This window comes from Afipia sp. MLSD5-FHT05B12 (assembly GCF_058793355.1).
On sequence record NZ_JBXAFS010000002.1, the window covers coordinates 241,647 to 266,262 of the forward strand.

Annotated in this window: 23 protein-coding genes; 12 read left to right on the forward strand and 11 right to left on the reverse strand. The window is 60.1% G+C overall.

The window, feature by feature from the left end; translation table 11 throughout:
• Position 1: 1 nt before the first annotated feature.
• The 3 genes from AC1Q6J_RS03400 to galE form a co-directional block, all read right to left on the reverse strand.
• Complete coding sequence (locus AC1Q6J_RS03400) at positions 2–691, reverse strand: fumarylacetoacetate hydrolase family protein (RefSeq protein WP_492277925.1); 690 nt, start codon at positions 689–691, stop codon at positions 2–4.
• A gap of 45 nt (positions 692–736) precedes the next feature.
• Positions 737–2,539, reverse strand: coding sequence for an ABC transporter ATP-binding protein (locus tag AC1Q6J_RS03405; protein ID WP_492277926.1), 1,803 nt, complete (start codon positions 2,537–2,539; stop codon positions 737–739).
• Between the two features lie 278 nt (positions 2,540–2,817).
• Positions 2,818–3,831, reverse strand: coding sequence for a UDP-glucose 4-epimerase GalE (gene galE, locus AC1Q6J_RS03410; RefSeq protein ID WP_492277927.1), 1,014 nt, complete (start codon positions 3,829–3,831; stop codon positions 2,818–2,820).
• Positions 3,832–4,042: 211 nt separating this feature from the next.
• On the opposite strand from galE, the gene waaC reads away from it, so the two are divergent.
• Complete coding sequence (gene waaC / locus AC1Q6J_RS03415; RefSeq protein WP_492277928.1) at positions 4,043–4,999, forward strand: lipopolysaccharide heptosyltransferase I; 957 nt, start codon at positions 4,043–4,045, stop codon at positions 4,997–4,999.
• Between the two features lie 125 nt (positions 5,000–5,124).
• Here the strand turns inward: waaC and AC1Q6J_RS03420 are convergent, their stop codons facing one another.
• From AC1Q6J_RS03420 to waaF, 3 genes are all read right to left on the reverse strand, one after another.
• A complete protein-coding gene (locus AC1Q6J_RS03420; protein WP_492277929.1) occupies positions 5,125–5,652 on the reverse strand; it encodes a D-glycero-alpha-D-manno-heptose-1,7-bisphosphate 7-phosphatase in 528 nt (175 codons plus the stop codon).
• The gene (locus tag AC1Q6J_RS03425) at positions 5,649–6,242 is read right to left on the reverse strand and encodes a D-sedoheptulose 7-phosphate isomerase (RefSeq protein ID WP_492277930.1); all 594 of its coding nucleotides are present in this window, start codon (positions 6,240–6,242) and stop codon (positions 5,649–5,651) included. Before AC1Q6J_RS03425 ends, AC1Q6J_RS03420 begins: the two co-directional genes overlap by 4 nt.
• A gap of 78 nt (positions 6,243–6,320) precedes the next feature.
• Positions 6,321–7,394 (reverse strand): lipopolysaccharide heptosyltransferase II, encoded by a 1,074-nt coding sequence (gene waaF / locus AC1Q6J_RS03430; RefSeq protein ID WP_492277931.1) that lies wholly within the window; start codon positions 7,392–7,394, stop codon positions 6,321–6,323.
• A gap of 203 nt (positions 7,395–7,597) precedes the next feature.
• Here waaF and rfaD point away from each other — a divergent pair, with 203 nt between their 5' ends.
• From rfaD to AC1Q6J_RS03450, 4 genes are read left to right on the forward strand one after another with little or no spacing between them, the layout of a single operon-like run.
• A complete protein-coding gene (gene rfaD, locus AC1Q6J_RS03435; RefSeq protein ID WP_492277932.1) occupies positions 7,598–8,578 on the forward strand; it encodes an ADP-glyceromanno-heptose 6-epimerase in 981 nt (326 codons plus the stop codon).
• Positions 8,579–8,617: 39 nt separating this feature from the next.
• Positions 8,618–10,090, forward strand: a complete 1,473-nt coding sequence (gene rfaE1 / locus AC1Q6J_RS03440; RefSeq protein ID WP_492277933.1) for a D-glycero-beta-D-manno-heptose-7-phosphate kinase — start codon at positions 8,618–8,620, stop codon at positions 10,088–10,090.
• Positions 10,087–11,358 carry an O-antigen ligase family protein gene (locus AC1Q6J_RS03445; RefSeq protein WP_492277934.1) on the forward strand — a complete coding sequence of 424 codons (1,272 nt, stop codon included), beginning with the start codon at positions 10,087–10,089 and terminating at the stop codon, positions 11,356–11,358. Before rfaE1 ends, AC1Q6J_RS03445 begins: the two co-directional genes overlap by 4 nt.
• A gap of 2 nt (positions 11,359–11,360) precedes the next feature.
• Positions 11,361–13,286: an SDR family NAD(P)-dependent oxidoreductase gene (locus AC1Q6J_RS03450; protein ID WP_492277935.1), complete on the forward strand. Its 1,926-nt coding sequence runs from the start codon at positions 11,361–11,363 to the stop codon at positions 13,284–13,286.
• A 1-nt stretch (position 13,287) separates the two neighbouring features.
• Here the strand turns inward: AC1Q6J_RS03450 and AC1Q6J_RS03455 are convergent, their stop codons facing one another.
• Both AC1Q6J_RS03455 and AC1Q6J_RS03460 read right to left on the reverse strand, forming a co-directional pair.
• Entirely contained in the window at positions 13,288–14,301 is a 1,014-nt protein-coding gene (locus tag AC1Q6J_RS03455) for an MraY family glycosyltransferase (RefSeq protein ID WP_492277936.1), read from the reverse strand.
• Between the two features lie 18 nt (positions 14,302–14,319).
• Positions 14,320–15,168 (reverse strand): class I SAM-dependent methyltransferase, encoded by an 849-nt coding sequence (locus AC1Q6J_RS03460; RefSeq protein WP_492277937.1) that lies wholly within the window; start codon positions 15,166–15,168, stop codon positions 14,320–14,322.
• A gap of 237 nt (positions 15,169–15,405) precedes the next feature.
• On the opposite strand from AC1Q6J_RS03460, the gene AC1Q6J_RS03465 reads away from it, so the two are divergent.
• Positions 15,406–15,777, forward strand: coding sequence for a hypothetical protein (locus AC1Q6J_RS03465; protein ID WP_492278154.1), 372 nt, complete (start codon positions 15,406–15,408; stop codon positions 15,775–15,777).
• Positions 15,778–15,783: 6 nt separating this feature from the next.
• On the opposite strand, the gene AC1Q6J_RS03470 is transcribed toward AC1Q6J_RS03465, so the two are convergent.
• Positions 15,784–16,905, reverse strand: a complete 1,122-nt coding sequence (locus AC1Q6J_RS03470; protein ID WP_492277938.1) for a glycosyltransferase family 4 protein — start codon at positions 16,903–16,905, stop codon at positions 15,784–15,786.
• Positions 16,906–17,064: 159 nt separating this feature from the next.
• Here AC1Q6J_RS03470 and AC1Q6J_RS03475 point away from each other — a divergent pair, with 159 nt between their 5' ends.
• The 4 genes from AC1Q6J_RS03475 (at position 17,065) to AC1Q6J_RS03490 (ending at position 21,244) form a co-directional block, all read left to right on the forward strand.
• Entirely contained in the window at positions 17,065–18,138 is a 1,074-nt protein-coding gene (locus AC1Q6J_RS03475; RefSeq protein ID WP_492277939.1) for an acyltransferase family protein, read from the forward strand.
• A 134-nt stretch (positions 18,139–18,272) separates the two neighbouring features.
• The gene (locus AC1Q6J_RS03480) at positions 18,273–18,935 is read left to right on the forward strand and encodes a winged helix-turn-helix transcriptional regulator (RefSeq protein ID WP_492277940.1); all 663 of its coding nucleotides are present in this window, start codon (positions 18,273–18,275) and stop codon (positions 18,933–18,935) included.
• Positions 18,932–19,450: a transcription termination/antitermination protein NusG gene (gene nusG / locus AC1Q6J_RS03485; RefSeq protein ID WP_492277941.1), complete on the forward strand. Its 519-nt coding sequence runs from the start codon at positions 18,932–18,934 to the stop codon at positions 19,448–19,450. Before AC1Q6J_RS03480 ends, nusG begins: the two co-directional genes overlap by 4 nt.
• Positions 19,451–19,501: 51 nt before the next feature.
• Positions 19,502–21,244 (forward strand): ABC transporter ATP-binding protein, encoded by a 1,743-nt coding sequence (locus AC1Q6J_RS03490; RefSeq protein WP_492277942.1) that lies wholly within the window; start codon positions 19,502–19,504, stop codon positions 21,242–21,244.
• On the opposite strand, the gene AC1Q6J_RS03495 is transcribed toward AC1Q6J_RS03490, so the two are convergent.
• Positions 21,241–22,077: a class I SAM-dependent methyltransferase gene (locus AC1Q6J_RS03495; protein WP_492277943.1), complete on the reverse strand. Its 837-nt coding sequence runs from the start codon at positions 22,075–22,077 to the stop codon at positions 21,241–21,243. The two genes, AC1Q6J_RS03490 and AC1Q6J_RS03495, sit on opposite strands and share 4 nt — an antisense overlap.
• Positions 22,078–22,144: 67 nt before the next feature.
• Complete coding sequence (locus AC1Q6J_RS03500) at positions 22,145–22,855, reverse strand: class I SAM-dependent methyltransferase (RefSeq protein ID WP_492277944.1); 711 nt, start codon at positions 22,853–22,855, stop codon at positions 22,145–22,147.
• Between the two features lie 107 nt (positions 22,856–22,962).
• Here AC1Q6J_RS03500 and AC1Q6J_RS03505 point away from each other — a divergent pair, with 107 nt between their 5' ends.
• Positions 22,963–23,880: a Gfo/Idh/MocA family protein gene (locus AC1Q6J_RS03505; protein WP_492277945.1), complete on the forward strand. Its 918-nt coding sequence runs from the start codon at positions 22,963–22,965 to the stop codon at positions 23,878–23,880.
• A complete protein-coding gene (locus tag AC1Q6J_RS03510; RefSeq protein WP_492277946.1) occupies positions 23,877–24,599 on the forward strand; it encodes an acylneuraminate cytidylyltransferase family protein in 723 nt (240 codons plus the stop codon). Before AC1Q6J_RS03505 ends, AC1Q6J_RS03510 begins: the two co-directional genes overlap by 4 nt.
• The last annotated feature ends 17 nt before the right edge of the window (positions 24,600–24,616 follow it).

Here is a 24,616-nt window from a genome sequence, read left to right on the forward strand (position 1 = left end):
TTCAGCCGATCGCGACCTTCAGCGTGCCGATGCCGTCGATGCCGCATTCGATCTTGTCGCCGGGCGAGAGCGCGGCGACCCCGGCAGGGGTGCCAGTCAGGATGATATCGCCGGCGCCGAGCGAGACCTGGAGCGAGAGCTTGCCGATGATCTCGGCGACGTTCCAGATCATCTCGGACAGGTCGCCCTTCTGCTTCTCGGTGCCGTTGACCGAGAGCCAGATATTGCCCTTCACCGGATGGCCGATCTCGGCGGCGGGACGGAGAGCGCCGCACGGGGCGGAGAAATCGAACGATTTGCCGATCTCCCAGGGCTGCTCCTTCTTGCGCGACGCCATCTGGAGATCGCGGCGGGTCAGGTCGATGCCGACGCCGTAGCCGTAGACGTGATCGAGCGCCTTGGCCGGATCGATGTTGGCGCCGCCGCTCTTCAGCGCAACCACCAGTTCGACCTCGTGCTGGAAATCCTTGGTCAGCGACGGATAGGGAATCGTCGCGCCATCGCCGGTGATCATGTCGGCGTGCTTGGCGAAAAAGAATGGCGGTTGGCGCTCGTCGTTGCCCATCTCGCGGATATGCTCGAGATAGTTGCGGCCCACGCACCAGATGCGGCGCACCGGGAACGATTTCGATTCACCGGCGACGGGAATGGATGGCTGCGTGAGTGCGGGAATGACGAAGCTGGCGCTCATGGGAATTCCGGTTTCTGGGAGGGCAACGAGGCGGGAGAGGCGACCTTACGCGCTGGCGGCGACAGGAGCCAGCGGGTTGGCTTCACGATGCTGCAAGCGGAAGAACGATGCGTAGCGTCCGCCGCGCCGCAGCAAGTCGTCGTGACGCCCGGTCTCGACGATGGTGCCGTTCTCGACCACCAGAATCTGGTCGGCGTGCATGATGGTGTGCAGGCGGTGGGCGATCACGATGGTGGTGCGGTTCTGACACAGATGCTCGATGGCTTCCTGCACCTGTTTCTCGGACTCGGAGTCAAGCGCGGCAGTCGCTTCATCGAGCAGGATGATCGGCGCGTCCTTCACCAGCGCGCGGGCGATGGCGATGCGCTGGCGTTGGCCGCCGGAGAGCTGCGTGCCGTGTTCGCCGACCGGTGTGTTGTAGCCGAGCGGGAAACTCGTGATGAAATCATGGGCGCAGGCGGCCTTCGCGGCGTTGACGATCTCCTCTTCCGACGCCCCGGCTTTGCCGAACGCGATGTTCTCGCGGATGGTGTCGCGGAACAGGTAGACGTCCTGTCCGACATAAGCCGTCTGTTGGCGCAGCGAGCGCCGCGACACGTCGGAGATGATCTGGCCGTCGATCACGATGGCGCCGAACTTGGCTTCGTACAGCCGCAGCAGCAGCGCCAGCACGGTGGATTTTCCGCCGCCGGATGGGCCAACCAGCGCGGTGACCTTGCCGGGCTCGGCGACAAAGCTCATGCGGTTGAGGACGGTCTCGTTACCGCGATAGGCAAAGGTGACATCGCGGAATTCGACCTTGGCTTCGGTCAGTTGCAGCACGGGCTTGTCGCTGTCATCGGGCTCGGTCGCGGGGCTGTCGACGATTTCCAGCAGCTTGCGGGCGCCGATCAGGTAGCTGTTGAGTTCGATGTTGAGACGCGCGAGCCGCTTGGCCGGTTCATAGGCCAGCAGGAACGCGGTGATGAACGAAAAGAACTGTCCCGGCGTCGCGCCGGTCGCGATGATGCGATAACCGCCATACATCAGGCAGCCTGCGATCGCGAAGCCGCCGAGTGTTTCCATCAGCGGGCTGGAACGGCTCTGCACCCGCGCCATCTTGTTGGCGTTGGCCTCGACCAGCCCGATATTCCTGTCGATCCGCGCCTGCATGGTGTCTTCAAGCGTGAACGCCTTGACCGTGCGGATGCCTTGCAGGGATTCCTGCATGGTTTCGAGAATGTCGGCTGTGCCGGTGAACTGGTCGTGAGCGAGGCGCTTGATCCGCTTCACCAGCTTGCGGATGATGAACAACGCAGGTGGTGCAATCAGCAGCCCGGATAGCGACATCCACGGGTCCTGAATCACCATCACGGCAGCCAGTCCGACCAGCGACAGGAAATCGCGGCCGACGGCATTGATCAAAAGACTGAGAACCTGGGTCACGGATTGCGCGCCCGCGGTCAGCCGCGCGAGGAACTCGGAGGAATGGCGTTCGGAATAGAAGCCGACATTCTCGCGCATCAGCTTGGCAAACAATCGGCGCTGATTGCTGGCGAGAATGGCGTTGCTGATCTTCGACAGGATGACCGTATGGCCGTAGGTCGCCGCACCCTTGAGCGTGAACAGAACGATGATCGCCAGCGACAGCATCACGATGCCGTTGATGCTGCGATTGACGTAGGTCTGATTGATCACTTCGCCAAGCAGCCACGCGGATGCTGCCGTGGCGCCGGCGGAGATAGCCATCAGTGTGAACGCGACCGCGTAGCGCCGCCAGTGCTGGAGGCCCTGTTCGGTAATCAGGCGGCGAATAAGGGCAGCCGCCCCATAGGGGTCGTCAGTAATTTTTCGTGGAAGCTCGGTCATCCGCGTTCCATTGACGGCCGGCGCAACCGGCGCCCGTCAGGGTTTCTGCGATGTCCGTCTCTTGCCCGCTATGGACCGGATTTTCAAGTGAAACTAGTGTCCTGAATCCGAAGTTCGCCTCATTTTGCAGCGTACTTCAGAGCGAACTTCGGATTCAAAAGGGCACTGGAAATTATGATTCTGGTGTGGCTTTGGCTCGCAAGTCCGCAAAGGAACGCGCGTCAAAGGTCATTTGGACTTGCGAACCGCCACACCAGAGCTTTTCGGTCAATTCTACACTACGCTGAAACGGCCTGCCGGCCGTCCCGGAGCCGGTCCGCCAGCAGTTTTTCTTCCCACGCCAGCGCGTGGCGGGCGATGGTGTCGAGGTCGTCGTATCGCGGCGTCCAGTCCAGCGTGGCGCGAATGCGTGCCGTGTCCGCGATCATGGTCATGATGTCGCCGGGGCGGCGATCGGCATACTGAATCGCGAAGTTGCGGCCCGACGCCCGGCGCACCGCTTCGATGGTTTCGAGTACGGAATAGCCGCGGCCATAGCCGCAATTCAGCGTGGCTGAGGGACCACCGCCTTCGAGATAGGCAAGCGCTGCGCAATGCGCCTGCGCCAGATCGCTGACATGGATGAAGTCGCGGATGCAGCTTCCGTCAACGGTCGGATAGTCCGTCCCGAAGACGTCGATTTTGGCGCGCTGTCCGGTCGCGGCTTCGACGGCGATCTTCAACAGATGCGTCGCGCCGACGGTTGCAAGGCCGATCCGGGCTTCCGGGTCGGCGCCGGCGACATTGAAGTAGCGCAGCACGACGTAGTGCATGCCGTGCGCCGAGGCGACATCGTGCAGCATGATCTCGGTCATCAGCTTGGACGAGCCATAGGGCGACAGCGGACGTGTCGGCGCCTCTTCGGCAACGGGCATCTGGTCGGGATTGCCGTAAACCGCGGCTGTCGATGAAAAAATGAAACGGCTGATGTTGCATCTGACCGCCGCGTTCAGAAGATTGCGCGTGGTCATCGTGTTGTTGCGGTAGTAGCCAAGCGGATCGCGCATCGAGTCCGGCACCACCACCGAGCCTGCGAAATGGATGATCGAGCTGACATTGTGCGCGGCGATCACGCCCTCGACGAGGTTCTCGTCGGCGACGTCGCCGATGAACAGGGGCACGCCCTCGGGCAGGAATTGCGAAAAGCCGGTCGAGAGATTGTCGACCACGACGACGTTTTCGCCCGCATCCACCAGCGCGCGAACCGTATGGCTGCCGATGTAACCCGCGCCTCCGGTGACCAAGACTGTCATGGCATTCCTACCTGCATTTCTTCCGCGCTCCACTGGCGCGCCGTGGCGCGGAATGTGGAGCGAAGATGTTGCCGGAAGCTTGCAGAGAAACGATGGAAATGGGGTATAAAGCCGGGCTCTGGCGCCAAAAGGCTTCGCTTTTCCCGGCCGAAACCGCTTTATGGTTTCCAAAACGTAACGCTTGTTCATGAGTTCCAGCCCGACCGCTCCGATGCCCGGTATCATATTCATCAAGACATCATCGCTGGGCGACGTGGTGCATCACATGCCGGCCGTCACCGATGCGCACCGGCACCGGCCCGATGCGCGGCTGACGTGGGTGGTCGAGGAAGCATTCGCCCCGCTGGCGCGGCTTCATCCCGCCGTCAGCGAAGTGATCCCGGTTTCGACCCGGCGCTGGCGATCTCAGCTTTTCCGTTCGGAGACCTGGCGCGAGGTCTCGGCGTTCAAGGCAAAACTTCGCTTGGTCAACGCTGAGAAGGTGATCGACACGCAGGGTTTGATCCGTTCGGCCTTGATCGCAAGGACTGCCGCGGGCGAGCGACATGGCTACGACGCGTCGAGCATCCGGGAGCCGATGGCGTCGATGTTCTATGACGTCAAACACAAGGTCGCACGCGATCAGCACGCGGTGGCGCGCAATCGGCTGCTGACCGGTTTGAGCCTCGGCTATCGGCCTGATCAGGCCATCGACTACGGGCTGGTCAAGCCTCCAAAGGACGGTGGTGCGCCTTACGCGGTGTTGCTGCACGGAACATCGCGCGCCGCGAAGGAGTGGCGCGAGGTCGACTGGATCGGCACCGGCAAGTGGCTGCGCGGGCAGGGCATCGATGTGGTGCTGCCGTGGGGAGACGAACGCGAACGCTTGCGCTGCGAACGCCTCGCTGCTGCGATTCCGGGAAGCCGGATTCTCGATCGTCAGCCGCTCGACGTGACCGCGAAGGTGATCGCGAACGCGGCGCTGGTGGTCGGCGTCGATACCGGGTTGCTGCATCTTGCCGCGGCCTACAGCGTCCCGCTGATCGCGGTGTTCCTTGCCACCGATCCCGGTTTGACGGGTCCTGTCGGCAACGGATCGATCACGGTGGTCGGAGGAAAGGACGTCTATCCGTCCTTCGAGCGGGTGATCGAGGCGGCGGAAAAATTGCGTTTGGGAGTCTCAACGTAAAAGTTGGTTTATGTTCGTCATGCCCGGGCTTGTCCCGGGTATCCACGTCTTAAAAATCGTGCTGCAAGCAAAGACGTGGATGGCCGGGACAAGCCCGGCCATGACGGTGACAAACCGCAGCGAATTTATCGCTTCGCCAAAACCTGCTCAACAAAGCCCGCGATATCCGTTCCCGAAAACAGGAAGCCCTCGATCCCGGCAGCCTTGCCAGCATCGAGATCGCGCTGCTTGTCGCCGATGACAAAGCTGTGCTCCCTGTCCACGGGCCAGTGCTTCATCAGATCAAGAACCATGCCTGCTTGCGGCTTGCGCCAGTCGCACTCACGCGTATAGGCCGGGACGATGCCGTCTGGATGGTGTGGGCAATAGCGGAAGTCGTCGATCCGTGCGCCATCGCGCGCCAGTTCATCGCGCATCCAGTTGTGGAGCGCGCGAACATCGTCCTCGGAGAAGAACCCGCGCGCGACGCCTGATTGATTGGTAAAAACGAAGACGTAATAGCCTGCGGCGTTCAGCGCCCTGATTGCAGGGGCAATCCCCGGCATCCACCGGAGTCTGTCGCGGGTGCCGACATAGGCGTCGTCAAGATTGATGACGCCATCGCGATCGAGAAACGCCGCGGGTTTTTGTGTCGCGCCGCTGCCCGCCGTCATTTGGATTTTGTCGCGCCGATCATTGTCTGCTCGACCTCGTCGCAGATCGCATGCATTGCCATCATGTGAATCTGCTGGATCACGGGCGTATCGGCGGTGGGGGAAACGAACAGATGATCGCAAGCTGCGCGCATGCCCTCGCCCTTGGCGCCGGTGAAGCCGACGGTGGTGACGCCCATATCGCGCGCCACCTTAAGCGCGGCAAGAATGTTGGGCGAGCGGCCGGACGTGGAGAGCGCAAACAGCACGTCGCCGCGACGGGCGAGGCCCTGAACCTGCCGGGCGAAGACCTGTTCAAAGCCGTAGTCGTTGGCGATCGCCGTCAGCGCCGAAGTGTCCGTCGTCAAAGCGATCGCTGCCCAGCCGGGCCGCTCCTGCTTGTAGCGCCCGACAATTTCAGCGGCGATGTGCTGGGCATCGGCGGCGCTGCCGCCATTGCCGATCAGGAGGAGCTTGTTTCCCGACTTCAGCGCATCCGCGACAACGCGCGCAATGGTATGCGTCGTCGCGAGAAGCTCGGTGCTTTCGACAGCTTTGGTCAAGCCGTCGACTGAACTCTGGAAATGTGCCGCGATCCGGTCCTGGCTCACATGTCACCGTGTCGGTTCGAATTCGCCTCAGTGGTAGTCACAGCGCGATAGGGGCGCAAGTGCGGCCGTCTTTCGAGATTAACGAGCGGCTGCGCCGGCGCCGGCCATCACGCGCTGCGCTGTCGCCACAACTTCCGATGCCAGGATATCGCGCATGCAGTGATGATCGTTCTGGGTGCAAACCGGCTTATGACATGGCTGGCAGGGCAGGTCGGTGGCCCGCTTGATGGTTGCAGCGAGGCCGTTCAGCGGCGCCCAGTGATAGGGGCTGGTCGGGCCGAAAATTCCGATCGCGGGCGTGCCGATCGCGGCGGCGATATGCATCAGGCCGGAATCGTTGGAGATCACCGTCTTGGCCGCCGCCATCGCCATGATGCCGTTGCGGAGGTCCGTCCCGGTGAGGTCGCGCACCCGTGGCCCTGCGAAGTTCACGATATCCGCTGCGATGGCTTTTTCGCCGGGGCCGCCGACCACCCAGACGTCCAGTCCCTGTTCGGCGAACATCCGCGCCGCGTCGGCGTAATAGGTCCAGCGCTTCGAGGCGCCGACCGATCCCGGGGCCAGTGCAACGGCGGCGCTGTGGCCGAGGTTGTTGGCTTGCCGCCAGGCCGCGACCTCCGCCGGCGGCACCACAAGTTGCGGCACCGGCCATTGCTTCGGCAACGGGGCATCCGCGGGCAGGGCAAGGGCGGCGTTCTTGTCGATAAAGCGGGGCATCTTCCGCTCGCCCCAGCGCCAGTCGTTGATCAGTCCAAACCGGACCTCGCCGACGAAGCCGGTCCGCTGCGGGATGCCGGCCAGCGTCGGGGCAATGGCGGATTTCCATGTCCGAGGCATCACAAGGGCGGTGCCATAACCGGCTGCCCGGAACTGCCGGGCCAGCGCCCATTGCTTCTTCAGGGCCAGCCGTCCGCGCGGCAGGTCCCAAACGATGCCCCTGCGGACCCCGGGCATGTAGTCCACCAGCGGTGCGCACAGGCTTGTCACCAGGAGGTCGACCGGCCGGTTCGGCCAGCGCTCCTTCAGCACCCGAACAACCGTATGCCCGCGCACGAAATCGCCGATCCACATATATGGAATCACCAGAATCGGGCTGGTTTCCGTGGGATCGGGCATCACCCGTATATCGCTTAGAAATGAATTATTATTCATTTATTGAGGGGCTTTGCAGTTATTTTATGCGGTCCAGGAGAGTTGCGCATGATCAGCCGGTTACCGCGTCATCTGCACGGCGTCCAGATGCGTTTTTGTTGCTCCCGGCAACGCCGGGTCCTTCACCACACCGCCGGACGTGAGTTGCCTGCCGGGCGGGAGTGAGGCAAAGGTGACCCGCGTCAATTGGGCGGGATTCCTCAATGCTGTTGGTGACCGGAGGAGCCGGATTTATCGGATCGAATGTCGTCGCCGCCCTCAACGATGCGGGCCGCGCGGACGTGGCCGTATGCGACTTTCTCGGGAACGACGGGAAATGGCGCAATCTCGCCAAGCGGCAGCTCGCTGACGTGGTTCCGCCGGCTGAATTGATGCAATGGCTGGCTGGCCGCAAGCTCGACGCCATCGTTCATCTCGGCGCGATCTCGGAAACCACCGCCACCGACGGCGATCTTGTGATCGAAACCAATTTCCGCCTCTCGATGCGGCTGCTCGACTGGTGTACGGCCAATGCAGTCCCGTTCATCTATGCCTCGTCGGCCTCGACCTATGGTGACGGCGAGCAGGGATTTCGCGACGATGCTTCGCTCGACGCCCTGAAAAAACTGCGGCCAATGAATCTTTACGGCTGGAGCAAGCATCTGTTCGACATGGCCGTGATCGAACGCGTCGCGAAGGGCGGGAAGATGCCGCCGCAGTGGGCCGGCCTCAAGTTCTTCAACGTGTTCGGCCCGAACGAATATCACAAGGGCACGATGATGAGCGTGCTGGCGCGCCGCTTCGACGATGTCAAATCCGGCCGTGTGGTGCAGCTCTTCAAGTCTCACCGCGATGGCATCGCGGACGGCGATCAGTGCCGCGATTTCATTCACGTGGACGATGTGGTGCGCGTCATCATGTGGCTGCTGGCAACGCGTTCGGTGAACGGCATCTACAATGTCGGGACCGGCGAAGCGCGCAGCTTTCGCGATCTCATCCTCGCTGCCTATGGGGCGCTCGGCACAAAGCCGAATATCGAATACATCGATATGCCGGAACAAATTCGCGGCAGTTATCAGTACTTCACGCAGGCAGAGGTCGATCATCTGCGCGGCGCAGGCTACAATGGCGGCTTCACGGCGCTGGAAGATGCCGTCGGCAGCTATGTCAGGGATTTTCTCGACCGGCCCGATCGCTACCGCTGATCGTGCAACCAGTGGTCCACTAGGGATACAGGCGTTCTCATGTTCGATTTCGACGCGCTGTCGCAAGCGATTGTCCGCCAGACGGTGCTGTGCGTCGGCGACCTCATGCTGGACGAATTCGTTTACGGCGAAGTGTCGCGCATTTCGCCGGAAGCGCCCGCGCCGGTGATCGCGGCCCGGCGCAGCGAAATCAATGTCGGCGGCGCGGGCAACGTGGCCCGCAATATCGCCTCGCTCGGGGCAAGATGCATTTTCATCGGTCTGGTCGGCAATGACGTCGCGGGCGAGACGCTGAAAGCGGAGCTTGCCAAGGAAAAGCTGATCGAGCCGGTTCTGGTGACCGACCCGGCGCGGCCGACCACGCGCAAGGTACGCTTTGTGTCCGAGCATTTCTCGACGCACATGCTGCGGGCGGATTGGGAGTTGTCGGCGCCCGCTTCGGAGGTCACCGAGCGCAAGCTGATCGATGCGGTGGTGGCCGCCCTGCCGCGTGCCGACATCGTGCTGTTGTCGGACTATGCCAAGGGCGTTCTGACCGCGCGGGTGATCCGCAATGTGATCGATGCCGCGCGCAAGCTCGGCAAGCCCGTGATCGTTGATCCGAAGAGCGCAAATCTGGCGATCTATCGCGGCGCGACGCTGTTGACGCCGAACCGCAAGGAATTTGCAGAGGCAACCCGTAAACGCATCCAGTCAGACGCCGATATCGCCGATGCCTCGATTGAGGCGCTGCGCACCGCAGACGCCGAAGCCGTGCTGGTGACCCAGAGCGAAGACGGAATGACGCTTGCCCATCGCGATGGCACCCTGATTCATGTTCCGGCGCAGCCCGCGAAGGTCCGCGACGTGTCCGGTGCCGGCGATACGGTGGCCGCGGTTCTGGCCGTGACGATTGCGGCTGGAACGGACTGGGATACATCGCTTCGCTGTGCCACGGCCGCGGCCGCGGTGGCCGTCAGCAAGCCTGGTACGGCGACGGTGTCGCTTGCCGAATTGCGGCGGAAGATTTTGCCGCATGCCTCGCTCGCGGCTGAGGAAAAAATCGCTGCGAGCGCCGCGGACCTCGATGCGCATCTTGCCGAGTGGCACAGGCAGGGATTGCGCGTCGGGTTCACCAATGGCTGCTTCGATATTCTGCATCCGGGCCATGTGCGCGTGGTGACGCAGGCGCGCGCCGCGTGCGACCGCCTGATCGTCGGGCTCAACAGCGACGCTTCGGTGCGGCGTCTGAAGGGCGCCGAGCGGCCGGTGCAGGATGAGCGCGCGCGGGCCGAAGTGCTGGCGGCGCTCGAGGCGGTCGATCTGGTCGTCATCTTCGAACAGGACACGCCACTTGAGCTGATTACACAGATCAAACCGAGCGTGCTGGTCAAGGGCGGAGACTACACCCGCGAGCAGGTGGTCGGCCATGAGATCGTCACTGCCAACGGCGGTGAGATTGTGCTTGTCGACATTCTACCGGGTCACAGCACCACATCGCTGGTCAAACGCGCGCGAGAAGGCAAGGCATGACCGCGAACGCGTCCAATCTTGCGGCCGGCGTCTCTCCGTCGATCTGGCGCAACACAGCCGCCTGGACAAAGGCGGCTGACGTCGCAGTGGTCCTCATGGCCGCCTCGCTGCCATGGTCGACGTCGCTGGTCGCGATCTTCGCGGTGGTCTGGCTGCTGCTGTTGATTCCTACGATTGAATTGCGCGATTTCACCGAAACGCTACGGCGGCCGGCCTGCTTTCTCCCAGTCCTGCTTTTTGTGCTGGCCGTTGTCGGGACACTGTGGGCGACGGATATTCCATGGGCGGCGCGGCTGCAGGGCATCAATCCGGTCGCCAAGCTGATCGCGATTCCGATTCTGATCCGTCACTTTGAGAAGTCCGGTCGCGGCTTATGGGTTGCTTCCGGATTTCTGGCGTCGTGTACAGCGGTTATGCTGACATCGTGGCTGATGTTCGTTGATCATCGAATCGTATTTGATCCGACGCGCTCCCTTGGTGTGCCGGTCAAGAATTACATCGCGCAGAGTCAGGAATTCGCCTTTTGCGCATTCGCGGCATTCGGGGCCGCGGTCTACCTGCTGAGAGCGCAACTGAAGATGTGGGCTGCGCTTCTGGTTGTTCTGGGCATCGGTTTTCTTGCCAACATGATGTTCGTGGCAAGTTCGCGGACTGTTCTGGTGTGCATCCCGGTTCTGTTCGTTATTTTCGCCGCGAAGCATTTCAGCCGCCGCGGGTTCTTGCTGTTAATGGCGGGTGTGATTGCGGCCAGCGCGATTGCGTGGACATCATCGCCTTACCTGCGGATGCGGGTGGCGATGATCGGGAGCGAATATCAGAGCTATCATGAAAGCAATGCTGTGACGTCAGTCGGCGAGCGGCTCGAATTCTGGCGCAAGTCGATCAAGTTCGTCGCGGAAGCGCCTCTGGCGGGTCACGGAACGGGGTCGACGAAAACACTGTTTACGCAGGACGCGGTCGGGCAGAGCGGTGCATCGGCTCAAATCATCGGTAATCCGCATAACCAGACGCTCAATGTAGCAGTGCAATGGGGACTCATTGGCGCCGTCGTGTTGTACGCGATGTGGTTTGCGCACCTGAAAATGTTCGCAGGCGCGGGGCTCGCAGCCTGGGTTGGCCTTGTTGCCGTCGTTGAGAATTTCGTCAGCTCCCTGCTGAACTCGCATCTCTTCGATTTTCACGAGGGATGGATCTACGCGCTGGCTGTCGGTGTCGCGGGCGGAATGGTCGCTCGCGCTCGTGGCGATGCACCTGCGGAGCAGGCTTGATCATGGCTGGCTTGTCCCGGATCAGATTCCCGCGCCTCACCTGGCGGAACCTGCTGATCGTCATTCATGACGTGCTGGCAACGATCTTCGCAGTGGTCGCGAGTTTCTATCTCCGGTTCGAGGGTAGTGGCCTCGTGGAGCGTTTGCCGCTCCTGCTGCGCATTCTGCCTTACTTTGTGATCTTCAGCATTGTCGTCTGCTACGTCTTCCGGCTGACGACGACGAAGTGGCGGTTTATCTCGCTGCCGGATTTCTTCAACATCGTAAAAGCATCGACGGTGCTGGCATTGATGCTGCTGGTGCTGGACTACATTTTCATCGCGCCGAACGTCTACGGCACGTTCTTCTTCGGCAAGACGACGATCATCATCTATTGGTTTCTTCAGAACTTCGCGCTTGGGGCGCTACGCATTGCCTATCGCTATTTCCGCTACACACGAACGCTGAATCAGGCGCGTGGTCTCGATGCTGCTCCGACGCTGCTGGTGGGACGCGCTGCCGACGCGGAAGTGTTGTTGCGCGGCATTGAGAGCGGCGCGGTGAAGCGAACATGGCCGGTCGGCGTATTGTCGCCCTCCATATCGGATCGCGGGCAGTCGATTCGTGGCATTCCGGTGCTCGGTGGGATCGACGACCTCGCCGATATCGTCGACGATTTCTCGCGCCGGGAAAGACCCCTTGAGCGCCTGGTCATGATGCCTTCGGCTTTCGAGGCGGATGCGTCGCCTGAGTCGGTGCTGACGCGAGCCCGTAAGCTTGGACTGACCGTCAGCCGCCTGCCGTCACTGGAGGGTAGCGGTGAGGCGCCGCGTCTTGCACCCGTTGCGGTTGAGGATCTGCTGCTGCGGCCGAGTGTGAAGATCGATTATCAGCGCCTCGAAAGTTTCGTGAAGGGCAAATCCGTCGTCGTCACTGGTGGCGGCGGGTCGATCGGATCGGAAATCTGCGACCGCGCGGTGACATTCGGTGCATCACGGCTGCTGATCGTCGAGAATGCAGAGCCGGCGTTGCACGCGGTGATGGAAGGCCTGACGGTGAAGTTTCCGACGGCTGTGATCGAAGGCCGCATCGCAGACATCCGCGACCGTGCGCGCATTGCGCATCTGATGGCTGAGTTCAAGCCAAACATCGTCTTTCATGCCGCGGCGCTGAAGCACGTTCCGATCCTCGAGCGTGACTGGGGCGAGGGCGTCAAGACCAACATCTTCGGAACCGTGAATGTGGCGGATGCCGCGGTGAGCGCCGGCGCCGAGGCGATGGTGATGATTTCCACAGACAAGGCAATCGAGCCGGTGTCGATGCTGGGACTGACCAAGCGCTTTGCCGAAATGTACTGCCAGGCGCTCGACCGGGACCTGACGCATAAGGCCAACGGCAAGGCACCGATGCGGCTTATTTCCGTTCGCTTCGGCAACGTGCTGGCGTCCAACGGATCGGTGGTGCCGAAGTTCAAGGCGCAGATCGAGGCCGGCGGTCCGGTGACCGTGACACACCCGGACATGGTCCGCTATTTCATGACCATACGCGAGGCGTGCGATCTGGTGGTAACCGCGGCTACCCATGCGCTCGATCCGGTGCGGCCCGATGTGTCGGTTTATGTATTGAACATGGGGCAGCCGGTGAAGATCGTCGATCTTGCCGAGCGCATCATCAGGTTGTCGGGGCTTCAACCGGGTTATGACATCGAGATCGTCTTCACGGGCGTTCGGCCGGGTGAGCGCCTGAACGAAATCCTGTTTGCTCACGAGGAGCCAACCGCGGACATCGGCATCGCCGGAATCGTCGCTGCGCGCCCTAACGAGCCTCCGCTCGACACGCTGCAACGATGGCTGTCCACCCTTGAGAAGGCCGTGGTGAGCGAACAACGCAGCGTCATTGTCGGCGTATTGAAAGACGCCATCCCGGAGTTCAAAAGCGGGGCCGCGTAACTTATCCGAGCGGTTCGCGTTGCCGGGAGAACCGGCTGAGCACCAGCGCCACTGCGCTTAAGCCCAGTGCAAGCGTCATCCCCTGGACGTAGGGCGACTTCAGCCAAATCGTCACCGCGGCAAAAATCGCAAGGATGGCGTTCAGGATAAAGACCTCGCTGACGACCTGCATGACGCTGAAGCCATTGCTGGTCGCCTGCTGGTAAAAATGAGACCGGTGGGCGACCCAAACCGCTTCGCCTTTCATCAGGCGGCGAAGGAGGGTGAGCGTCGCGTCGGCAAGGTAGTACAGCGGCAGCAACAGCGCAGCGAGCATGTGGCCGTGTCCCGCAAGCTGAAGCAGGCACCAGCCCATCAGCAAACCGATCGGCAGGCTACCCACATCGCCAAGGAAGAGCTTCGCGACAGGCTTGTTGAACGGGGCGAAACCGATCATCGCACCGCACAGCGCGAGTGCGACGATTGTCGGACCAGGCGATAGTTCGCCGTAGAACCCAAACAGCGCCAGCGCGCCCATGACAGGAACTGTCTCCGCGACCGTGATCCAGTCAAGACCATCCATGAAGTTCACGAGATTGACGAACCATAGCCCGCCGATCAGCAAGAGAAATCGCTCCGTCCAGACCGGCAGAGCCGGCACAAGGTGGAACTCGGCAGGAAGTGTTGCCAGGACCACCCCGACAGCCACCGCCTGCATCAAAAGCCGAGGCAGGACAGGCACCGTCCGCAGGTCATCATAGGCGCCGACCAGGGCGAGCAAGACAGTCGCGGCGAAGATCGCGATCAGAGAAGAATCTCTCACTACGCCAAAAAGGGAAGCCGATATGGCGACCGACGCGATGACCGCAGCGATCACCGCCGCGCCGCCGCCCTGCGGTGTCGGTATGCTGTGCGAAGAACGCGCGTTCGGCCGCGCCAGCGCGTAGCGCGCGAGCAGGGGGCGCAGTACGACAATCAGCCCTGCGCAAATGGCGCAGGCTGCGAGCGGCGTTGCCATAATCAGCAAGGAATTCATGAAACGAAGGCCATCCGGTCAGCGCTTGATGCCGACGGCACACCAGTAGGGTACGCGTTCCGAGAAACGAATGTCCTGAAATCCGGCGGTTGTCAGCATGTCGTTGATCTGCACGCGCGTGAAGCGTTGTTCGAGGCGCGTGCAGAACCGGTCATATGCGTCGGTTCTCATCACGTAGAACGCGCGATGTTTGTAGGATTCCAGCGGCAGGGCCGCGGCGGAAAATCCGAGCCGTTCGACAAGCGCAGCAAAGCGGGCCAGCGGCCAGTATACGGCCACCGCGATGATCTGGCTGATCCACAGCCGCGGCTTTTCCGGAAGAGCCGAGATCACGATCCGGAAGAGATTGCTGAATTTCCAGAGCGCACGATACCAGGCCGGCCGGTTGTCGAGTGCGTAGTAGAGATAGATCAGGAAAGGCGCGCCGGGCTTGAGCTTCGTGGAGATCTCGGAAATCGCGGCCTGGGTGTCGGGCACATGGTGCAGCACGCCCAGCGAGAAAGCGAAGTCGAGCGAGCCGTCGGGCAGGGGAAGCTCTCCGACGCTGGCGTGATGAAAGGTCACGTTCGTCGCTGCTGCAAGATTGGCGCGCGCGACATTCAGCGCATCGGCGCTGGCGTCGAGAAGGTGGAGGTGGCCGACGCGCGGGGCCACCATGACGGACCATCGGCCGCTGCCGCACCCGGCATCCATGCCGATGGACCCGGCCGGCAGGCGGTCCCAGGGGAAAATATGAAAATAGGACTCAAAAATGGCCGCTCTGTCATCCGCGGAGAAAGCGTCCTCTCCCTGATGGAAGGTCGACCATTCATGGCCGAATCCGGCGGCAACCGCGGGGTCGACATTGCTGGGCGGACGATCGGGCATGAACTCTCACGTGGTTGCCGACGCGAGGACGTATCGAATGCGTACAAGGCTGCGGAGTGTTTAATCAAACTCGGAAGAGGTGACAACGTCCTCAGGCATACAACGGCTCCAGCAAAAATCATGGGATGGGCCGTTCCCTGTCAGCCGTGGCGCTTTTTCAAGTCCCCGGCGGCGCTTTTCATCGGCACGTCAAAGCGATAGTAAGGCACCCGGACTGTCGGGGAGTGAGTGGCTTTGGTGGCTATCCGGTTGCTTCAAACGCTGCTCGCGGCCGCGCTGGTCAGCGGGTGTACTTTCTTTTTTGATGTGCAGGACTCCGTTCAGGCAGACCCCGAGCCGGATTCCCGGCAATTGCAGGTCATCTTCAGAGAGATCCTGCGCATTACGCAATCGATGAAACAGGTCGGTTCTTCGGAAGTTTCCAACATTGGGCCGAATGAGGCGCAATCGGGGCCGGAGAAATGGACGGTGTGTTCACGCGCCAGCTTCGGCAGCGAACTGCGTTACTTCACGTTTTTTCTGAAAGGTGAAACCGTGGCCAACTGGCGGCCCGCCGTCATCAACGACAAATGCGAAACGCGCAATTTTGCGCCGTTGGAGCAAAGGTAGCTGAAGCTACCGAATGCGCTGCACCTGCTCCTCATAAAGGGCGACAGTTGCAGCGCCGATCGCCTGAGCGGACATCTTCTCGACGACGAGTTGCCGGGCCGCCGCTCCATAGCGGGTCCTCAGCTCTTGCGACGCGGCCAGTTCCCCGATCGCCTTGGCCAGCGCCTGCGGATCCTCAATCGGCACCAGCAAGCCCGTTTCTTCGTGTATCACGATTTCCCGGCAACCGGGTGCGTCGGTGGCAATCATCGGCCGGCCACAGGCTGCGGCTTCCAGCAGGCTTTTCGGAAGGCCCTCGCGGTGGGACGGGAGTGCCGCGATATGAGAGTCTCGCCATAGCGACGTAATATCGTTGACATGGCCCAGCCATGTGATGCCTGGTTCGCCGCTCCATTGCTGCGCCTCTTCGAGCGTCACTGAATCTGGATTGGCCGGATCTGGAGTGCCTGCGATCAGGAGCCGGATATCCACACCTTGGGTCCGCACAATGCGATGTGCGGCAACCAGCGCGCGAATACCCTTGGAGGTCAGCAGCCGGCCGGCAAATCCGACGGTTATCGGGCCGCCGGGCTCGGGGATGGGTGCCAGCTGATCCGTGTCGACACCGGAGCCTGGAATGCGAGCGAGGCGGCGCGGGTCGATCCCGATCGTCTCAAGAGCAGCACGGTCGTCCGGATTCTGGACCAGAAAGACCGCGTGATCCCGGTTGAGCAGGAACCGCAGCGCGATCGCGATAACGACGCGAAGGAGAAGCGCCCTGGCTGTTGTCGAGGTAAACGCATAGCCGAGGCCCGTCATCGCATTGATCTGCGGGGTCGTCATTCCGAGGGACGAGATCCCGCCCACCACGCAGATCTGCATGCCGACATGATGCACGATGGCGGGGGAGAGTTCGCGCTTGATCCGGCGCAGCGCCCTGATGGTCGAGATCGCGCCGAACGGCGACAGCCCGCCGCGCCGGAATGGCATGGCATGCAGTGTGAAACCCTCGGCGCGGATGGCCTCGGCGTTCGATCCGACCGACGTTGCCACGTGAACGTCAAAACCCGCCTCACGCGCCGCGCGGGCCATGGGAAGCCGATGGGACAGGAAGGCCTTGTCCTCGGTCACGACGTAGAGGAGTTTCATGGATGGTGAAAACGGGGCCGTCATTGGTGGGGGCACGGGGTGCGAAACATCAGGAAGCTATATCGTTTCCACGGGCTGTGAAATATGGCTTTCATCCCGGATAACATCTAAAGCCATGATGGCGGGCTTTGTTTCCAGCCGCGATGCATTTTCGTCAGATTGTTCGTTAGGCGACGTTTTATGGCACCAGAAGCATACATGGCGCCCATATCCGGCTCGGCGCAAGCGCCTGTGCTAAAGCTGGATACCGGCCGAATTCCGTCGCTCGATGCGTTGCGCGGTATCGCCATATTGATGGTCATTTTTGGCCACTTCATTCCCGCCCGGGTAGCGTTAGGCGACGCATCTTATCACGTAAGCTCGCTCGGGCGCGGTGGCGTGTTGTTGTTTTTTCTCCTCAGCGGTTATCTCGTTTTCCGAAACATCGAGAAGCAAGATACGATCACCTTCATTTCCCGGCGGCTGTTCAAGATTTTTCCAGCCTATTGGGTCAACGTCGTACTGATAGCAGTCTTCAGCTTTCTGATCGGCAAGGAAATCTTCCCGCTCGATGTTGTACTCGGAAATTTCTTCATGGTGCAGGATATTTTTCACAAGGAATCCTTGAGCGGTGTGTACTGGACGCTGCTGATCGAAGTGAAGTTCTACCTGTTTTTAGCATTGCAGCATTTTCTTCTGCGGGATCGCGGTATCCTTATCGTCCTGGCTGTGCTGATCTGCATGAATGCTGCGGTGTGGTTCGCGCGGGGACACGCAAGCCTGTTGTTAACATTCTTTCCGGTGTTCTACGTTGGCATTCAGGTCAGGCAGGCTGAGTCAGCCGGTTGGAGTCGCTCGGCTATGTTGCAGGTTGCCGGCGTGATCCTGGTCGTTGCAGCGAGCCTTCTTGTTTTCGACATTTACTATGGCAAATGGTCCGCGGCCTACGTCATTGGCGAAGCCGCCATGCTGATTGCATTCCTGCGTATCGGGATATCGAGCTCGATCCTCGGCTTCTTCGGTCGTATCTCTTACAGCCATTATCTCTATCACACGGCGGCAGGTTACGTTTTTCTGGCTCTGTTACCCGCATCGGACGTGCCGGCTTTCAATCTATTGATCGCAATGCTGGTGATCGCTCTGACAACTGTCATTGCTTTCATTTCATATAGCTTGGTCGAGGTTCCGATGGTCGTCTTCGGCAAAAAGCACGAGGACTTGTGGATGCGCCGCCGTGAACGCGCGGTGCCCTGATTCATTTACTCCGAGCCTGCGATCGCAGCTCCCTTAATTAATTATAATTATCAATGGCTTGAAGGATGGCTGGGTTGCTAAACTTGACGTTCATCGAGTGAACACGGTAAGGAGGCCGTTGCAGGAGTGAGGCAATGGAGCGAGCGTTTTCCGAAAGCGAGCGCGAGGAAGACAGCGACCGGATCATTCTCGGTCTTCTGAGTTCCGTGGAGCAGGACGGTGCGCGCTCGCAGCGGCATTTCGCAGCGGAGCTTGGAATCGCGCTCGGTCTCGTGAATGCGTATCTCAATCGCTGCATTAAGAAGGGACTGGTCAAGGCCAGCCAGGCCCCTGCGCGCCGGTACGCGTATTATCTCACACCGCAAGGTTTCGCGGAAAAATCTCGTCTCACGGTCGAGTACCTCTCGTCGTCGTTTGGATTTTTCCGAAAGGCGAAGGCGGACTGCATCAAAGCCCTTGAGACGGCGAAGGAGCGCCATCTCAAGCGGCTTGTTCTGGTCGGCGTTTCGGATCTCGCGGAAATTGCGGCGATATGTGCGATCGAGAGCGGTATTGTTCTGGTTTGTACGGTGGATCCATCGAACAAGCTGGCTCGGTTTGTTGGCTTGCCTGTCGTTGCCGACTTTGACGCGATTGAAGAACACGTGGACGGTGTTCTCGTGACAACGCTCGTGTCATCACCTGCAATCGACGCTCTGATCGGCCGCGCGCGAGAGAAATTCGGTGCGGATGCCGTTCTGATTCCGGAGCTTGTCGATTTACGGCCGCGCAAAGCGAAGGAGCGCTCAGCATCATGACCGCACCCTCGGACGCCGCCTGGTACGTCGCTCAGACTCAAATCCAGTCGGAGGCAAAGGCTGGCGCCAATCTTGTTCAACAAGGTTTTGAGGTTTACGTACCGCGCTATCTCAGGACTGTGCGGCACGCGCGGCGTGTGAATGTCGTCAAGGCCCCTTTGTTTCCAAGCTACATCTTTGTCCGGATCGACATGGAGACGCAGCGCTGGCGCGCGATCAACTCGACGGTCGGGGTCAAGCGTCTGGTCGGTCACGAAGGAACGCCAGTTCGGATCGCGACGGACGTGGTTGAGGGTCTCAAGGAGCACGAGCAGGCGGACGGTTTCCTGTCGATGGTGTCGCCGGCAGTACGCTTCAAGGCGGGAGACGCCGTTCGTATCCTGCGCGGTGCGTTCGATTCTTGCCGCGGGATATTTCAGGCCCGGACGGACAACGAGCGGGTCGAGATTCTTCTTGATATGCTGGGCCGCAAGGTTCGTGTCGTGACGGATGCGCAACTGATTGAACCGGCGTGATGACACTTCGCTCGCGACTTGCCGTCACATGCGCAACAAGCGGAAAGTATCGTGACCCCTACATCATATGATTTCATCAAGGATGCGTGGGCGACCTTGCGCTGGAAGCTGCCGCTGCTCGCGCTGCTGACATTCGCCAATGCGCTTCTTGAGGGCGCAACTGTTGCCGCATTGCTGCCGTTGCTGACCAGCATAGGCGGGGAGAGTTCCTCCAAGCCGGATCGCATCAGCAAGATACTCGATGAAGGCATGGGCTGGTTCGGTTTGTCGGCAACGGCTGGAACCATCGCCGGATTGATTGTTGTTCTGATCGCCGTTAGCGCGGTCGTTTTCATCATTCAGTCTTACGTCGCCTCGCGGCTGCAGGCACGCTATGTGGCATCCTGGCAGCGCCGGATGTTTTCGGCATTTCTGGCCGCTGACTACGACTTCTTTGTCTCGCGCAGGACCGGCGACCTGGTTGCTGCTGTCACCAATGAACCTTGGCGGATCGGTCTGGTTTTCTCGCAGGTCAATCTCGTCATTGCCGCGATGCTCTTTATCTTCGTGCAGATCGTCATTGCGCTTTTTATCGCGCCTGTGGTGGTTGGGCTGCTGGTTGTGGTCGGAGCGTCGTTGTTCGCCATGACGCGCTGGTGGACGGTGCGGGCTGCGCACTTCGGGACCGAACTGACGAAGGTCAACGCAGATCTGACTGTCGACACGAGCGAGATCGTGGGCGGTGCGAAATTCGTCAAGGCGACCGCGACGGAATCGCGCGCGTTCGACCGCTTCGCCGGCTCCGTCAACCGGCTGGAGGCTTTGTCATTTGGCAACGCATTCGATGGTCAAGTCGTGCGCGCAATCTTCGAATACAGCGGCGGATTGCTCGTTGTTGGGCTTCTTTTTCTGGGCCCCAAGTTTTTGTCAGTCGATGTTGGTGCCATTCTGGTCATCGTGGCGATCTTCGTGCGGCTTTTCCCCAAGATCACGGGACTGCGGCAGAATCTTCAGATCGTCGATTTTCACGTTCCGGCGTTTGGAATTGCATCGACGCTGCTTCGTGAAGCTGAATCAAAGCGCGAGACGGCATCTGTGGGCAAGCCGGATGGATGGCCGCCAGAGGCCGTGCCTGCATCCATTGCGCTGGACGATGTATCAGTGACGCTCGGGACGCGCGCGCTGCTGACGGGCGTCAATGTCAAAATACCTGCCGGGGCATTCGTCGCGTTTACCGGTCACACCGGGGCGGGGAAGACGACGTTGATGGACTGCATTCTCGGTCTCCGTCAGCCGACGTCCGGTATGATACGCGTTGATGGATACGCGCTGGATTTGTTGCCGAACACCGCTTGGCGACAAGGCATCGGCTATCTTGGGCAAGATCCGATGTTGTTCAATGCCAGCATCGGCGAGAATTTGCGCTGGATCCGGCCGCAAACGACAGACGATGAAATTCACGCGGCGCTGGAGGCTGCTGCCGCGGATTTCGTCTTCGCTCTGCCGAACGGGCTCAGCACGATTGTGGGTGACCACGGCGGCCGGTTATCCGGCGGAGAGCGCCAGCGTATCGCGCTCGCACGCGCTTTGTTGGGGTCGCCGCGCCTTCTTGTGCTTGACGAGGCGACAAGCTCGCTGGACGCAGAAACCGAGGAAATCGTAACCAAGGCGCTGGTGCGGCTGAAGGGCCGGATCACGATTATCGCGATCTCCCATCGGCCGGCCTTGGTGCGTGAGGCTGATTTCGTCATCAATCTCGGCAACGGCAGGGCAGAGCGGATTGAAACGCCGCTCATTCAACTTGCCGCCGACTAAGATCCTGTCCGTTCGAGCCGATAGACATACTCATCGCAACCCGAACCAAATATCCCGCTCGATTTCGGCCGGGCAAAAATGCGCTCTGCCTTGAAGCCGGCTGCTGCGAGCCGGCGATCGACCTCCGGGGCAAGCGCCGATTCATACGGGTAGCCGCCGAGCCAGTCATGAACGTCGTGGTCGAAATCCATGCCTCGCCGTGATGTGTAGTTTGCGATGTAATCTGCAAACGGTCCCTGCCCGGTCACGGCTCGTGCAAACCGGAACGCGCCGATATACCCGCTCTTGACTGCATTCTGGACAAGCGGCGGAGCACTTGTGTAAAGCCGCTTTTCGAGTTTCCAGAACGAGTCCAGATACGTCTCGCGATAGAACGCGACCGCGAGGAGACCGCCCGGGGCGACCAGTGCTGCCGCCTTGTCGAGTGCTTGCCACATGTCTCCAGTGTGATGCAGTACGCCCCAGGAATAGACGATGTCGAACACTCCAAACTGCTCGGGGGTGAGATCAAAGACGCTGACATTCTCGATTTGCCAGGGTGTGTTCTGCCCGCGTTCGGACAGAACGTGCCTCGCCGTGGCCGCACTGTTGGGATCGATATCGACGCCGACGACGCGAGCTACTCCGAGCCGCGTCGCTGCCAGCGCATGAAGACCGGATCCGCAGCCGATGTCGAGAAAGGAACGTCCTTTGAAATCATCCGCCGGAATGAGTTTCAGCAGTCCTTTCCTGGCCTGCTCGATTTGCGGCTCTCCGATCAGTTTTGCATAGGACGCCCAGTTTTCGCCGAAGGCGAAATGGCTATCCAGTTTCTTGAGGGCCTCGTTCGACACGCTATATGTTCCTTGTCGAGCTTTCTTTTGCTCAATCAGCACCGAAGCGCAAGCATGCGATGCATTCTCAGGCGCCACGCTGCGCATGAATGCTGGTGAATTCGAAGTATTCTTCACGCGAGCGATAGGTCCGCCCGATACGTTCGTTGCGCAGGACTAGGAAGCCACGTTTGGTAAGCTGGGCTTCGAATTCCTCCGGCTCGGTGAACCTGAACGGATAGAACTGACCATAAAAAGGAGAGGTCGTCCGATGGATTCCGTCAAGCGTACTGGAGTCTATCTGGCGCGACGGGCCTGGATCACGAAAGCTGTCATTATTTTTCGAAGGCGTATAGGAGAAAATGCGGCCACCGGGCTTCAGGATACGCGTCACTTCATCAAGAAAAGTAGAGAAGTCATTCTCGTCGAAGCAGTTCGCCGAAAATACGTCCAAGACTGCATCGAAATAAGCGTCAGGGTATCCGGTCGCCGTCATGTTACCTTGCTTTAGGATGGCTGGAACGTGCCATCGATCAAGCATCTTACGACAAAGCTCGAGACCCTCGGCGGATAGGTCAATTCCGTGTGCTTCGAATCCCTCTCGTGCAATCATCCAGAGGTTGGCACCCGAGCCGCAGCCGACTTCGAGAACACGTACATCTTTTCGCTCCTCCGATGGCATCGAGAAATAGTAGCTGCCAAGAAAACGCAGCAATTCCTCGTTCGGATAAAAGCGCTGTGCGGCAAAGCCGAGCGCCTTGTAGGTGCCGTCGTGAAACTCTCTGGCAGTATCGTTCATTAAACCCCTCTCCAGGCGGCAGGCGTCTTCCGCCCTGATCCGTTAGCCGATAGATAGTGTATTTCGCTATATGGTGTTAGTCTGTCAATGCAGAGCGGGATGAATGAATGCGCGAGGCACTTGTCGTAGGTTATGGATCGATCGGCAGGAGGCACTCGGCCGTTCTGACGAAACTAGGAATGCGAGTATCTGTCGTTAGCCGGCGGGAGGTATCTCATCCGTTCGTACCGTTCAGATCGTTGGATGAGGCCCTCCAAGCCGCCCGGTACGATTATGTGGTGCTTGCTACGGAAACAGTTGCTCATCTGACCAATCTTGAGAAACTTGAATTGCTGGGCTATCGCGGAAAAGTTCTGGTAGAAAAGCCTTTGTTCGCGCAGTCCGCTGCATTTCCGGCGTCGTTCCAGATGAGTATCTATGTCGGATATCAGCTTCGCTTCCATCCGGTCATGCGAGCACTTCGGGAGTTGATTGCTGGCGATGATTGTATTGCTGCGGACTTCTATGTAGGTCAGCACCTTGACTTGTGGCGCAGGGATCGCGATAGCCACCAAACCTATTCTTCAAAAGCTGCTTGGGGCGGGGGAGTGTTGCGCGACCTCAGCCATGAGTTGGATCTCGCGGTCTGGCTGTTCGGTGCGTGTAATTGGATAGCGGCACTCGGTGGTCGTCTGTCCGAACTGACGGTCGACAGCGACGATACTTGGGGCATTCTGGGGCAATTTAAGCGATGTTCCGTTGTCACGCTGCAGTTGAACTATCTGGACCGGATCGGACAGAGAACCATGACTGTGATAACACGCAACCAGACGATCCGTGCGGATCTCGTAGCAGGAACTCTGGTTCGCAACGGGGAAACCACGGACCTTAAGGTCGGTCGAGATGAACCTATTGAAGCAATGCACCGCTCCATCGTTGATGGTGGCGGTGAGGATGCTTGCGGCGGGGAGGCCGGGTTGCAAGTTGTTGATATGATCGGGGCAATCGAGCGGGCGGCAGGATCCAAGACCTGGATTGCGCTATGAAGCGCCTAGCAACGATTTGCGCGCGAGCTGGATCGAAAAGCGTGCAGAAAAAGAATCTTCGAGTGTTGGCAGGCCGACCATTGATCGCCTGGACTGTTTTGCAGGCGAAGGCCAGTGCTATGTTCGACAAGATTGTCGTATCAAGCGATGATGAAGCAATTTTGGCTGCCGCGATCGACGCCGGTGCCGATGATGCGATAGACCGACCGGCGGCGCTGGCAACCGATACGGCCGCGAAGGTGCCTGCAATTTATCATGCGCTGGTTGAAACCGAGCGGCGATGTTCTATCCAATTCGACATTCTTGTCGACCTCGATGCGACTGCTCCCTTGCGCCTTGCGCAGGATATCACGGGTGCAGTGTCGCTTCTTGAGAAGTCGCACGCTACCAGTATTATTACAGGCGCACCGGCTCACCGCTCGCCTTACTTCAATCTCGTCGAACGTCAGGGGGACGGCTCTGTCCAGCTCTCTAAGCCTCCCGCATCCACAGTGGTGCGCCGTCAAGATGCGCCGCCGTGTTTCGATATGAATGCGTCGATTTATGTATGGCGTCGCGACGCTTTCCTTCTGGATCCGAGAGTGTTCTATCCAGACACTCGTTTGTACGAAATGCCGTCTGAACGATCTCACGATATCGATAGTGAGCTAGATTTCACTGTTGTGGAGTTTCTGTTTATCCATCTTGGTATTGCAGATGCTCTTCACGTGGGCTCATAGTATGACCGTTGTGCTTT